The sequence below is a fragment of the Borreliella chilensis genome (genome assembly GCA_000808095.1).
Classification (GTDB): Bacteria; Spirochaetota; Spirochaetia; order Borreliales; family Borreliaceae; genus Borreliella; species Borreliella chilensis.
Map to the genome: position 1 here is coordinate 463,633 of CP009910.1, position 12,816 is coordinate 476,448.

Below are 12,816 nucleotides of genomic sequence, written 5' to 3' on the forward strand. Positions count from 1 at the left end.
TATTAGATTATTGATTATTTTATATGTTTTTTTGATAGTGCTTGTTAGAAAAATTAAAATTAGGCTTTAAGATGTAATGTGGGTGAATTTAATTTTTTGAGAGGCATAGTTACTGATTTTTATTCTAAATTTTAAAGGTGTGTGGATTAAGTTATATTATAAATTTTAAGCGTCATTAATAATATTGATTCCTAGCTCTTTGAGTTGTTCATTTGAGATTTTAGAAGGAGAGTTGTCAAGAGGACTTGCTGCAAAAGAGTTCTTGGGGAATAATATTACATCTTTTATGGAAGTTGATTTAGTCATTAGCATTATTAGTCTGTCAATGCCAATCGCAATACCACCATGATTGGGAGCTCCATATTCTAGTGCTTTTAGGAAAAATCCAAATCTATCTTCTGATTTTTCTTTTTGAAATCCTATTATGTTAAAAATTCTTTGTTGGAGCTCTTTATTGTGTATTCTGATTGAGCCTGAACCAAGTTCTACGCCGTTTAAAACAAGATCATAAATTTCACCGATAGTTTTGTTTGGATTTTTCTCCAAAGTAGAAATATATCTTTTTTTGGGGAGTGAGAACATGTGGTGAGCAGGCGTATAGGTTTTTGTATTTTCGTCATATTCAAATAGTGGAAAATCGTAGACCCATAGAAATTCAAATTTATTTTCATCTATCAGGTTAAGATCGTTTGCAATTTTTATTCTAATTTGACCCATTGCTTTGCAAGCAGTTTCCCATTTGTTATTGGCTGTAAAGAAGATTATATCATTATTTTCTAGAGAATAAGTTTTTATTAATTGCTTTTCTTCTGTTTTTAAAAATTTTGCAATTCCCCCAGAAAATTCATTGTTTTCAATTTTTGTGAAATAAAGTCCTTGTGTTTTGTAAATCTTTGCAATTTCTTCTAAATTATTTATTTTTGCTCTTGAAAACTTATCGGCTTTATCTTTTACTATTAAAATTTTAATTGAACCTTTGTTTTTAAGAGCATCTTTAAATACATCAAATGTTGAATTTTTTAGATTTGAACTTATATCTTGCAGTACAAGTTCAAATCTAGTATCTGGTTTGTCGCTTCCATATTTGTTCATTGCCTTTTTGTATGTTATTTTTTTAAATTTTTTAGGCAAGTTGATATTAAGACAATTTTTAAATATTGTAAAAAGCATCTTTTCTATTAATTTAAAAATATTTTCTTTTTTCACAAAGCTCATTTCAAGATCAAGCTGTGTGAATTCTGGTTGTCTATCTCCTCTTGAATCTTCGTCTCTGTAGCAACGAGCTATTTGAAAATATTTATCAAGTCCCGCTATCATTATAAGCTGTTTGTAAAGTTGTGGGGATTGAGGCAGTGCATAAAAAGATCCTTTGTGAATTCTTGATGGGATTACAAAGTCTCTTGCGCCTTCTGGTGTTGATTTTACAAAAGTTGGGGTTTCTAGTTCTAAAAATTTTCTTTTTACTAAAAAGTTTCTAATAAGATGAGTAGCTTGGCATCTTAAAATGATTTTGTTTTTCAATGAATCTCTTCTTAAATCTAGGTATCTATATTCAAGTTTTGAGTTTTCACTTGCATTATTGTCATCTTCTATCATAAACGGCAATTCATTACATCTTGAGATGATTTCAATATTTTTTGCCAGTATTTCAAAACATCCTGTTTTCATATCTGTGTTTATCATGTTGGAAGGTCTTTTAACTAATAATCCTTGAATTTTAATGCAATATTCAAGTTTTATTGTTTCTGCAATCTTCAAAAGGTATTCTTCGTTTATTAGAACTTGAGCTTGTTCATATCTGTCTCTTATGTTTAAAAAGGTAAATTTTCCGTGGTTTCGTATTTTTTTCACCCAAGCATTTATTTCAATTTTTTTGTTTAGCAGTTTTTCACTCAATTCATTACATTTGATAACTTTAAACATAATTCAACTCACTATTATATTATAAATTTCTTTACCTGTTTTTGCATTTAAAATTTCTTTTTTGTAAAGATCAACTTTACCTACAACAGATGCTAAAATTCTGGGGTAGCTAACGTAATCTTTTGCTGGGCACAATATTAATATAAAAACGTGGCTTAAATTTTTGTCAAGGGCATTAAAGTCAATCCCTTCATGGCTTATTCCTATTGCGATATGTATTTTTGAGATTAAATTTGTTTTTAAATGAGGAATGGCAAACCCCTCTTTTAGTGCAGTAGTAATTAATTTTTCTCTTTCCATTAAATCTTGGAATATTCTTTCTTTATCAATCTCAATGTTTATTACGCTGAGAAGTTCTCTTAATACATCAGCTTTATTGCTTGCTTTTAATTCTAAGATAATGTTTTCCTTTTTTATTCTTTTATTTAGGTTAATTTTACTAAGGATTTTATCATAATTTATTGAGTAGTCTAGTTTTTTTGCTCTCAAAGAGACCGTTTCAACTTCTTTGGTTATTTTTTCTAAGTTTAAGATTGTTTCTCTAAAAAGGTCTTGTATTATAATTAAATGTTTGTTTGGGCATTCGAATGTTATTTGGCTGCCTTCTCGTTTTATTGAAAAGGATATATTGTTTTTTCTTGCATTAATATATTGTGAGTAATCATTTTTAATTTGTTGTGTGAAAAATCCTTCTTTTCTTAGCTCATTTTTTAAGTCCCATACAAGAATTTTGGCTAAATTATCATATTCAAATGATACGCATATGTGTGTATTTTGATCTACTGGAAGCTCTTTTTTAAGTCCGTTTTTATTTATTTTGAACAAAAAGTTTATTATAGGTGTTGTAATGATTGTTGGCAAGAATACCATTATTATTATGATTCCAAATATTTTTTGGCTAATAAATCCTGAGGATAATGCCACATTTGCCATGATAAGCGAAACTTCTCCTCTTGGGACCATTCCAATTGCAATTTTTAAAGCTCCGAGTTTATTAAATCCCAAGAAGAGTGCTGGAATAAAGCAAAATATACTTTTAGTAATTATTGCTATTGCGCTAATTACTGATCCTAAGATAAGAACTTCTTTTGAGAGTATTTCATTAATATCTGACATAAGTCCAATTGATGTAAAAAAGATTGGAATAAAAAATCTTTCAAAAATTGTTAGTTTATCTTGGATTACATATACAATGTCTGTTTTTGACATAGCAAGTCCAAATACATAAGCTCCGACAACGAAAGACATCCCTAAATTTTGGAAAATGCTTGCAACGGTAAAGGCTAGAGAGAGTGTTATTACAGTTGCTAAGGTAACACTGTTTAATTTTTTTAACAATCTTGAGAGTGTTTCTGCTACATATATTAAAGAAAAAGTCAGGCATAGCCAAATTATTATGTTTTGAATTATGGCTTTGATTGAGCTTGCTATATCAAGATCTGATATAGATCTTGATATAGTTATTACACTTGTAAGCATAAGCATCGAAAGCACATCATCAATAATTGAAGTTGAGATTATTGTCACTCCTTCTGAAGTGCTCATTTTTTTCTTTGCCGAGAGTATGCTTGCTGCGATTCCTGCTGACGTGGGAGTTCCGATTATTCCAATAAAAAGTGAGGTTGGGCTTATTAAAGGGACATTAAAAATTATGCTAGCCATTAGTACAAAACTTGTGAAGGTGCCAACAACCTCTGTTATTCCAATAATTCCTCCGCGTGGCAAGAATTTAATAAATAATTTTAAGTCGGTTTCAAGTCCTGCCGTGAAAAGCAGTATTATTGAAGCTATTGTAGAGATTGCAAATATTTTCTCATTTATTAAATAGTTTTCTCCAACTTGAGTTATTCCTAATGGAAATAATAAAGGTATTTGAATTTTTCCAAAAGCACTCGGACTTAGAATTATTCCTGCGGTTATTTGTCCTATTACTTTTGGGATTCCTATTTTTGCTATTAGATTGCCAAGCGAAATAGATGAGATTACAATAATTGCCAGACTCATGACAAAAGACGACATTTTTAGCTCAATGTCATATTCTGTTGAGTATGAAAACAGAATATTGGGTAAGTGTAGCAGTATTGTTATGTAAAAAATTTTTTTGTTCATTTTTCAAGCTCTTTTGAAAAGTTATATTTTACTAAGTTTAACAAATTTTTAATTGCCAGTTTTTCTTTTTTGTTGGCGACTATTATTATTTTTTCTTTATATACTATTCTTAATATGATAATTTCGATTTTAGGAGTTGTCTTGGCTTTTCTGACATCTTTTGTTGTCATTTTTATGTCATACGAAGGATGTTGATTTGCGAATTTAGCAATGGTGATTTTTGGCTTTGTATGTATAATACTATTTTTGTTTATTATCTCAATTTTGACTTTTTGCATTTTTTATTTATCTTATTTGTTGTTTTTTTTCTCTTTCTCTTTAGTTGCTGTTTTGTAAAGTTTTTCTATTGTGTTATCAATAAGGTTAAGAAGTATTTTTCCGTCTTCTCGTATATGTATTATCTTTCCCCAATTAAAGTGGATATGTGCGTCAAATTCAAAAATTTCATTTTCTTTTTTTATTGTAATTTTTAAATTTTCTACATGTTTTTTGATATGATTATCAAATTTTTCTAGCTTTTTGAGAATAAAAATTTTTTCATTCTCATGTAAGCTATAATTAACCGTTTGAATTTTAGGTTCCATAATATATTTTTCCTTTCTCAAATTTCAATTCATTTTTATACTTGTTTACTGTTCTTCTAGAAATAGAGATTCCTTTGGATTTCAGTATAGCAGAAATCGTTTTATCTGACATCTTTTTATTTGTTTCTAACAACTTTTTTATTGTTATTTTAATGCTTAATTTTGAAAATTCATTTGTTTTTGCTCCACCAACAGAGCTAAACAGTTCTTTTATTAATATGGTGCCCCATTCGCATTTTAAATATTTATTTTTTATTGCTCTTGATATTGTTGATTTTGATACATTAATTTTTTCTGATAAAATGCTTAAGCTCATTGGTCTTAAACTTTTAAAACCTCTTCTGAGAAATTCTTTTTGCAATGTATATATAGCTATTCCTATTTTTGCAAGTATTTCGTCTCTGTACCTTAATGATTCGATCAACCATTTTGCTTTTTTTTGTTTTTGAGGATTTTCGTTTTTCTTTTTTAGTTCTTTTTTAAAGATATTGACTTCTTTGATTTTAACTTCAAATTTGTTATTTTTCTTTATTATTAAAATATCTGGATCAATATAGAAATTAGTATCGTCTGAGTCTTTAAATTCAAATGTCGGGTTTGGGTTGAGTTTTTGTCTGATAATTTCTAAGGCTTTATTAAATTCTTTGCTTCTTATTTTGAGCTCTTCTTTTAGCTTTTCTTGAGTTTTTTCAAGAAGTTCTGCTTTTTCAAGAATTTTGATAATATTGGTTTCTAATTTATGATACTTTGCTTGCAAAATTAGTGATTCTATTATATTGGGAACACAAATTCCAATTGGATCAAATTTTTGAATAAGTTCAATTATTTTTTTTACTTTTTCTTGTTCTTCCTTTTTAAAGAGGTCATAGGGGTTTATGATATGAAACCCCCTGCTGTTTAGGTTGTTTATTAATATTTCGCCTATTTTAAGTTCATCTTCATTTATTTTTTGAATTCTTAATTGCAGCAAAAGGTGTTCTTTTAAAGAAGTGTTTGTTTGTGTTTTTGCAAGAGCTATGTCGTGTTGATTTTTTAATATATCATCTTCTTTATAAAAAACTTTTTTAAACTTGTATGTTTTTAATGTTTCAAAAAATATTTTATTTGAGTCTATTTCTAGGTATTCGTTATTTTCACTTTCTTCTAGCATTAGCTGTGTTAATTCTTTTTTGTTAAGGCTCAACATTTTTATTGTTTGAATTTGAATTGAATTTAAATTTTGAGATAATCTTAATTTTTGTTTAATCATATTTATATTAATGTATAAAAAATTCCACTAATTATAATTACTAGCGCTGGGCTTATTTTATTATAAATAAATAAAATAAAAAAATTAATTCCCACAATAGCCAAGGTTCTTAAAAGCTCTATTTTGTTGTTTTCTATCTTTAAATATGTATTTTCAAGCAGAATGATTATTGTAATTATCCATAGTGCAACAATAATAGGTTTTAGATTCTCTAGATAATAATTTAAAAAACCAACTTTGTGGAGCATTAACATGATTATAATCATTATTATTATTGGTGCGGTTATTAATGCTATTGTAGCAATTATTGCTCCTGCAATTCCTGAAGTTTTCATTCCAACATATGTTGCTATGTTTGTGGCAATAGGTCCAGGTGTTATTCTTGATATTGTAATCATATTGACAAATTCTTCTTTTGTTATCCACTGTTTATTATTAATTATTTCATTGTTTATTATCGCTGCAATTCCATTGCCACCTCCGAAATTTAACAATCCGATTTTTAAAAATGTGATAAATAAATTTATTAAAATCAACCGATATCCTTTTTTTCTTTATTTGATATTTTTTTTATTGCTATGTATTTTAACATGTAGACTAAAAAGAAGATTAACAGTATATATGATATTCTTATTTTTAGTTTAAAAATTGTAAAAATTATAAAAAAACATATTATCCATTTTACTATAGAGTTATTTAACATTTTTTTTGAAAATTTTAAGACAACTGTTAACATTATGATAATTGAAGAGATTTTTGCACCTTCTAGAAATTTTTCAACATGATTGTTGTCTGGTACTAATTTTAGGTAAAGAAAGACCATTATTATTGCAATAATGGAAGGTGAAATTCCGGCAATAACTAGTAAAAATGCGCATGGGAAGCCCCCAAATTTTCTTCCTACTAAGAATACAAAATTAATCGCTGTAACTCCAGGAATAACATTTGATATTGCTAGTATTTTGTTAAAATCATCCTCAGATATTATTTTCCTTTTTTTGACAAGTATTTTTTTAAGCTCAGATATAATTATTAATCCTCCGCCAATTGTAAGTGTTGTTGTTTTAAAGACAAGTAAAAACAAGTCCAGAATTTCATATATTTTTTTTTGTTTCTTTTTATGCATTTGTTTTGTTAAATTTAGTAAAAAACCTTTAGCATATTATTGTACCACAAATATTGTCGTGATGTGCATTTTGTTGTTGAGCAGAGGTAATAAAAACAGACTTTATTATGATTTTAAAACATTGTTTTATTTCTTTTATTAGAGTTTTGCTATTATAAAAGGTTTATTTATTTTTGTGCTATAATTCAATTGATTTATGCGAAGCTTAGAAGAAAAGTTTAGTTTGTTTAAGGAGTTTTTTATATTTCAAGACTATTTTAATCATATTCTTGAGGGCGTGGTGGACTATGGTTTGAAAATTTCGATTGCTGTAGTGCTGTGGTATTTTTTAAAGTTAATCGTTAAGAAAATGGGTAAAATTTTATTCAAGACTTTGGAAAAGGCTAAGCTAGAGGAGAGGTTAGAGGCTACAGTTTTTAATTTTTTAAAATCTTTTTTCAAAATATTAACAGATTTTGTAATTGTTTTAGTAATATTGCCATATCTTGGAGTGCCTACAACATCTATTATTGCTGTATTTGGATCATTGGGGCTTGCTATTGGACTTGCTGCTCAAGGCATTTTATCTAATTTTGTTAGCGGCTTTATTGTTTTGAATTCTAAGTTTTTCAAGTGTGGGGATCATATTAAATGTGGGGATGTTGAGGGTTTGGTTGAGAATGTCCAAATTTTTTTCACTACACTCAAAACATTTGATGAAGAGATTATTAAAATTCCAAACAGCAAGCTTACATCCAATTTTGTTGTTAATTTTTCAGCCAATCCTAGAAGAAGAGTTGTGTTTTCTTTTCAGATTCCTTATGACACAAATATTGGTATATTAAAAGATAAAATAGAGGATTTAATGATTTTCAATAATAAGAAATTTAATGTTGAAGTTTGTTCTCCTACTATTATTGTCAAAGAATATACCCCTTATTATATAGTCGTGCAGGTTCGATTTTTTGTTAATACAGAAGTTTTTTGGGATTTCCAATATTTTATTGGGGAATCTATTAAAAAAGTTTTATTGGATATGAAAATTAAGCTTCCAATTTGCTTTATACCTTTTGATAAACTATGTTGATAATTTTTTCTTTGCAATAATTTCTGAGTAATAATTTTCAATTTTTTTTGTGAAAAGATGACTTGAAAATTTAGTAGAGTGTTTTTTTGCGTTTTGTTTGAATGTTTTTAGCGTTTCATCATTTTTTATTACTTTGTCTATGTATTGAGATAGGTTCTCGTACTTTTTTATTAAGAATCCGTTTATTCCCTCTTTTATTACATCTTTATATATATAATCATTTATTAAAATAGCGGGTATTCCAGCAGTTAGTGCTTCTATTACTGTCATTGGATATACTTCACTTCTTGATAGACTAGCAAAGATGTCAGAAATTTTGTAGTAATAGTATATTTCTTCCCATGGAATTGTTCCTATTAGCAATATTTGTTTTTCAAGTCCATGTTTGATGCTAAAATCTTTTATTTCCTTTTCTTCACTTCCCTTGCCAATAAGGAGAAGCTTGTAATTTTTGTTTTGAATTAAAAGGTCTTTCAAATGTATTACTAATGAATTTATGTTTTTTTCTTTGTTTATTCTTCCAACAAATATGATTATTTTGTCGGTATGCTTTATGTTGTGTTTTTTTAAAATTTCGTCTTTTTTTTCTTTGTTTAGATTTTTTATGAAAAGCTTTCTATCAACCCCATTTGGAATTATTTTGTAGTTAGAATTATTTGATAGTTGGAAATACCGCTCTTTTGCTTTGCTTGATGGATAAATAAAATGTTTTATTTTATTGTAATGTTTTTGCATCATTTTATCTGGTTTAATAAAGTATTTTAAAATTCCTAAGTAATGCAAATAATAGTCCCACATTGTGTGACTTGTGTGAACTATTGGTATGTTTTGTTTTAATGCAATTTGTTTTCCAATTTTTCCCATAGTAAATTCGGAGTGAGTATGAATGATGTCTGGTTTATAGTTTTGTATTATTTTAGATATTTTCCGTTTGTTGGGAAAAGCTATTACAGCATCAAGTTTTTTGTTTATTTGGATAGATGAACATCTGAAAACGTTTTTTTCTTTTAAAGATTTTTTGGATTTTGGGCAAAATATGTAAACTTCATATCCATTTTTTTCAAATCCTTCTTTAATTTGCTTTATTGATGTTGCTACTCCATTTTTCTCTGGGATATACGTATCTGTAAATATTGCAACTTTCATATTCTCCTCCTAGCTTAAGTATAATATATTTGGTACTTGGATTATAATTTACTTTAATGCAGGTGGTTTATTTATTATTAGGTAGTGAACAAGGCTTGAAAGAGGCTTATTTAAAAGAACTGTTAATAAAGATGGATGCTTTTAAATCAGGAGTTTTGGTTACTAAACTTTTTTTGTCAGAACTCTCAGTTATGGGGCTTGTTGAGAAGCTGTTTTCCAATTCTCTTTTTTCAGAAAAAGAAATTTTTATTATTTATGAATCTGAGCTTTTAAAAGCAGAAAAAGATTTAGAATTAATATGCAATGTAATTTTAAAATCTAGCAATAAAACTGTTATTTTTGTTTCCAATAGTAATACATGTAATATTGATTTTAAAAATAAGCTTAAGTTTATAAAAAAAGTTTTTTATGAGATTTCTGATGATGACAAATTTACATTTATAAAAAGAAATTTTTTTAGTCTTAATATTAAGATAACAGATTCTGCAATAAATTTAATGCTTTTAATGCTAAATTCAGATACTAAAATTTTGAAATTTTATATAGATTCTTTTGCGCTTTTTGCTAAGAACAATACTATTGATGAGAAAGACATAACTTCTTGGATTAGTTTTATTCGTTTTGAAACCACTTTTTCTTTATTTAATTCAATTTTAAGAAAAGATATGACTTATTCTTTGATAAAGATTAAGTCCATTTTGGATCAGGGAGAAGATTTGCTCAATGTTTTAATGAGTCTTATTTGGCAATTTAAAAGACTATTAAAAATTCAAATAGATTATAATATATGTGGCAGTTTGCAGAGTGCGTTGAATAAAAATAAAATTTTTTTTTCATTAAATAAAATTTATAGAATAGGTATTAAAAATTTTTCAATTGAAGAGATAAAAATTGTTTTGAAAATTTTATATAATTTTGATTTATATTTGAGAATTTATTCTAAAAATATTCATCAAAATTTGTCATATTTTTTAATATTTTCAATCTTAAATCTTAATGATAATTTCTTAATCCATTGCTCTGAAGAGTCAAAATTTAATTTTTAAGACATGAGGCAAAAATTAATTTGGATTGTATTGTTTTGTTTTTTATCTTGTAGATCTGAATCTCAATTGGCAGAAATTATTTTAATAGAGTTTCTTGATTCTATTAAAAATTTTCAAAGCCAACCTGAAATATTTTTTGACTATTTGAATATTCCAAATGACGATGACGTGAGAGCAAAAATTTGTGGGTTAAAATCTCAGGCAAAGGATGATTTTATTTTTTATCCTTTGTTTTTCAATAATCTAAAATATGAAATAATAGGTAAAAAAAATATTACTAAGGGTTTTGAATTTGAAGTTGTTATTAAAAACGTTAACTTTCAAAGTGGAATAGGAAAGCTTTTTGTTAAATTAAATAAAATTGAGAAAAGATCTTCAAAGATTAGAAATCTAGAAAAAAAAGAGCGTAAAAAAATATTTAAAAATTTAATAAATGAAGTTATTAAAGAGCTGGATAATTTTGATTATACTGAGATTGTTCATTTTTTTAGATTAGTTAATAGTTCTTCTGAAGGCTATAAAATAGAGCTTTTGGGAGATGTTTTTAATATGCAAGTTAGAAATAAGCTTATTAATGATCTTTTTTTAGTGTTAGCGCCTGGAATTTCAAATAGTGTTTTAAGTTTAAAAAATATTAACAAATAGTAATCCGATTAAAAAATTTGTAATTTTAGTATTATTCAAGTTTATATAAAATTTTAATTTAATTTACAATTTATTTATCGTGATTATAATTTTTTATTGAGTTTGCTTTTACGGCAAATTCTTTTATTCTTTTAGCAAGTTGAATATTTACCTTTATTTTTTCTGAAATTTCATTTTCACTAAGAGGTAATATATCTTGATAAGATCCAATTGATTGTAATATTTTTTTAGCTGTTTTTTCTCCGATTCCATTTATTTTTGTATATAACAGGTTTATTTTTTCTCTTCTTTTTTTATTAAATCTGTTAGCTTTTCTGTGCGCTTCATCTCTTACATTTTGCAGTATTCTAAGAGCAGGATGTCCTTGGGGCAAGTTTATTCCTTTTTTGTTGGTTGTTAAGAATATTGTCTCATGTTTTTTTGCTAACGAACAGACTATAACTTTGTTTTCTATTTTCAAGCCTTTTAAGATAGAAAAAGCAGCATTTAGTTGTCCTTTTCCTCCATCAATTAAAATTAAATTTGGTAGCTCTAAGTTTTTATTGATTATTTCTGAATATCTTCTTGAGATTACTTCTTTTATTGCCTTAAAGTCGTCAATTTCTCCTTTTAATAAGGAATTTAGTTTATAAAGCCTGTAGTTTTCTTTAAAGGGTATTCCCATTTTAAAAGTAACCATAGAAGCTACTGTTTCTTGACCTTTGAGATGAGCAATGTCAAATCCTTCAATTGCTTTGGGTAGTTTATCCATTTTTAGAAAAATTTTTAAACTCTCAAGTGCTTTGTTGCTTTTATTTTCATATTCTCTGAAAGATAGTTCAGCATTAGATATGGCCATTTCCATTATTTTTAAGATTTCTTCTGTTTCTTTGTAAATAATTTCTGTTTTTGTATTTTTGATTTCATTTATTAGTTTTTCAACATTTTTAGTGTCAATATCTTTGATAAAAATATGAATTTTATCGGGGACTACCATATTAATAGATGTGTAATATTGAATCAAAAATTGTAAAACCAGTTCATTTTTTTCGCATATGCTCTCATCAAAGTTTGCATCTCTTTCAACTAATTTTCCATTTCTGTATTTTAATACTATTATTGTATTTACATTTTCTCCTGGATGGAAGTGCACATAGTCTATGTTTAAACTATTAGCTTTTGTAATGATTTGAATTTGATTAATTTCTATTAAAGAGTTTTTAATTTCTTTTAACTTAATAGCAGTTTCAAAATCTTCTTTTTGTATGGCAAGTTTTAATTTAATGTTAATTTGGCTTAATATCTCAGATATATCTCCATTTAGTATTGATTTTACTTTCTCTAGTTCTTTTTGATATTCCTTTTCAAGATTTTCCTTGTAACATACTCCAAGGCACTGTCCCATATGGTAATATAGACAAGGAACATTAGATTTTTTTTTACATTTCCTAGTTTTAAATGTTTTGTTAATAAAATCCAATACCTGATCTAATTTTTTTACATTGGTAAATGGCCCAAAATATTCGCTTTGGTCATTAATTATTTTTCTAGTTTTAAAAATTCTTGGATATTTTTCATGAGTTATTCTTACCATGGGATAACCTTTACCATCTTTTAATTTTACATTGTAATCGGGCTTGTGAGCTTTGATGAGATTGCATTCTAGAAGCAATGCTTCGTATTCGCTGTTTGTTGTAATAACTTCTATTGATTTTACATTTTTCATTAATATTTTGATTTTGTGACTATTTTTTTCTAAAAAATAACTTTTTATTCTTGATTTTAGATTTTTTGCTTTCCCAATATAGAGTATTTTTTTGTTTTCATTTAGCATTTTATAGCAGCCACTTGTAGTTGGTAATTTTATTACTTTTTCAAATAGATTTATTAGGTTCTCTTTCATAATGCTAGGTAGTTTTTAGATTTTAGAAATCATCTTATGA

12 protein-coding genes are annotated in these 12,816 nt (G+C 26.7%); 3 read left to right on the forward strand and 9 right to left on the reverse strand.

Annotated elements, in window-relative coordinates:
• Positions 1–165: 165 nt before the first annotated feature.
• The 7 genes from aspS to OY14_02235 are packed head-to-tail and all read right to left on the reverse strand — an operon-like array spanning position 166 to position 6,991.
• Positions 166–1,923 (reverse strand): aspartate--tRNA ligase, encoded by a 1,758-nt coding sequence (gene aspS / locus OY14_02205; GenBank protein ID AJA90258.1) that lies wholly within the window; start codon positions 1,921–1,923, stop codon positions 166–168.
• Between the two features lie 3 nt (positions 1,924–1,926).
• Positions 1,927–4,032, reverse strand: coding sequence for a sodium:proton antiporter (locus OY14_02210; GenBank protein ID AJA90259.1), 2,106 nt, complete (start codon positions 4,030–4,032; stop codon positions 1,927–1,929).
• Positions 4,029–4,310 (reverse strand): phosphocarrier protein HPr, encoded by a 282-nt coding sequence (locus OY14_02215; protein ID AJA90260.1) that lies wholly within the window; start codon positions 4,308–4,310, stop codon positions 4,029–4,031. The genes OY14_02210 and OY14_02215 overlap by 4 nt, the downstream gene beginning before the upstream one ends.
• Positions 4,311–4,322: 12 nt before the next feature.
• The gene (locus OY14_02220; protein ID AJA90261.1) at positions 4,323–4,616 is read right to left on the reverse strand and encodes a ribosome-associated factor Y; all 294 of its coding nucleotides are present in this window, start codon (positions 4,614–4,616) and stop codon (positions 4,323–4,325) included.
• Positions 4,606–5,865, reverse strand: a complete 1,260-nt coding sequence (locus OY14_02225; protein ID AJA90262.1) for an RNA polymerase sigma54 factor — start codon at positions 5,863–5,865, stop codon at positions 4,606–4,608. Before OY14_02225 ends, OY14_02220 begins: the two co-directional genes overlap by 11 nt.
• Before the next feature lie 2 nt (positions 5,866–5,867).
• Positions 5,868–6,401 carry a chromate transporter gene (locus tag OY14_02230; protein AJA90263.1) on the reverse strand — a complete coding sequence of 178 codons (534 nt, stop codon included), beginning with the start codon at positions 6,399–6,401 and terminating at the stop codon, positions 5,868–5,870.
• A complete protein-coding gene (locus OY14_02235) occupies positions 6,398–6,991 on the reverse strand; it encodes a chromate transporter (GenBank protein AJA90264.1) in 594 nt (197 codons plus the stop codon). Before OY14_02235 ends, OY14_02230 begins: the two co-directional genes overlap by 4 nt.
• Before the next feature lie 223 nt (positions 6,992–7,214).
• On the opposite strand from OY14_02235, the gene OY14_02240 reads away from it, so the two are divergent.
• A complete protein-coding gene (locus tag OY14_02240; GenBank protein AJA90265.1) occupies positions 7,215–8,057 on the forward strand; it encodes a mechanosensitive ion channel protein in 843 nt (280 codons plus the stop codon).
• Here the strand turns inward: OY14_02240 and OY14_02245 are convergent.
• Positions 8,049–9,203 carry a glycosyl transferase family 1 gene (locus tag OY14_02245; GenBank protein AJA90266.1) on the reverse strand — a complete coding sequence of 385 codons (1,155 nt, stop codon included), beginning with the start codon at positions 9,201–9,203 and terminating at the stop codon, positions 8,049–8,051. The two genes, OY14_02240 and OY14_02245, sit on opposite strands and share 9 nt — an antisense overlap.
• 56 nt (positions 9,204–9,259) lie before the next feature.
• Here OY14_02245 and OY14_02250 point away from each other — a divergent pair, with 56 nt between their 5' ends.
• Both OY14_02250 and OY14_02255 read left to right on the forward strand, forming a co-directional pair.
• On the forward strand, positions 9,260–10,249 hold the full coding sequence (locus tag OY14_02250) for a DNA polymerase III subunit delta (GenBank protein AJA90267.1): 990 nt from the start codon (positions 9,260–9,262) through the stop codon (positions 10,247–10,249).
• A 3-nt stretch (positions 10,250–10,252) separates the two neighbouring features.
• A complete protein-coding gene (locus tag OY14_02255; GenBank protein AJA90268.1) occupies positions 10,253–10,894 on the forward strand; it encodes a hypothetical protein in 642 nt (213 codons plus the stop codon).
• 70 nt (positions 10,895–10,964) lie between these two features.
• Here OY14_02255 and uvrC read toward each other — a convergent pair whose 3' ends face one another.
• Entirely contained in the window at positions 10,965–12,776 is a 1,812-nt protein-coding gene (gene uvrC / locus OY14_02260) for an excinuclease ABC subunit C (GenBank protein ID AJA90269.1), read from the reverse strand.
• Positions 12,777–12,816 lie beyond the last annotated feature (40 nt).

Coding starts and splice junctions, on each gene's coding strand:
- OY14_02255 (AJA90268.1), top strand. CDS start 10,253: ATGAGGCAAAAATTAATTTGGATTGTATTGTTTTGTTTTTTATCTTGT.
- OY14_02210 (AJA90259.1), bottom strand. CDS start 4,032: ATGAACAAAAAAATTTTTTACATAACAATACTGCTACACTTACCCAAT.
- OY14_02250 (AJA90267.1), top strand. CDS start 9,260: ATGCAGGTGGTTTATTTATTATTAGGTAGTGAACAAGGCTTGAAAGAG.
- OY14_02235 (AJA90264.1), bottom strand. CDS start 6,991: ATGCATAAAAAGAAACAAAAAAAAATATATGAAATTCTGGACTTGTTT.
- OY14_02225 (AJA90262.1), bottom strand. CDS start 5,865: ATGATTAAACAAAAATTAAGATTATCTCAAAATTTAAATTCAATTCAA.
- OY14_02215 (AJA90260.1), bottom strand. CDS start 4,310: ATGCAAAAAGTCAAAATTGAGATAATAAACAAAAATAGTATTATACAT.
- OY14_02220 (AJA90261.1), bottom strand. CDS start 4,616: ATGGAACCTAAAATTCAAACGGTTAATTATAGCTTACATGAGAATGAA.
- aspS (AJA90258.1), bottom strand. CDS start 1,923: ATGTTTAAAGTTATCAAATGTAATGAATTGAGTGAAAAACTGCTAAAC.
- OY14_02245 (AJA90266.1), bottom strand. CDS start 9,203: ATGAAAGTTGCAATATTTACAGATACGTATATCCCAGAGAAAAATGGA.
- uvrC (AJA90269.1), bottom strand. CDS start 12,776: ATGAAAGAGAACCTAATAAATCTATTTGAAAAAGTAATAAAATTACCA.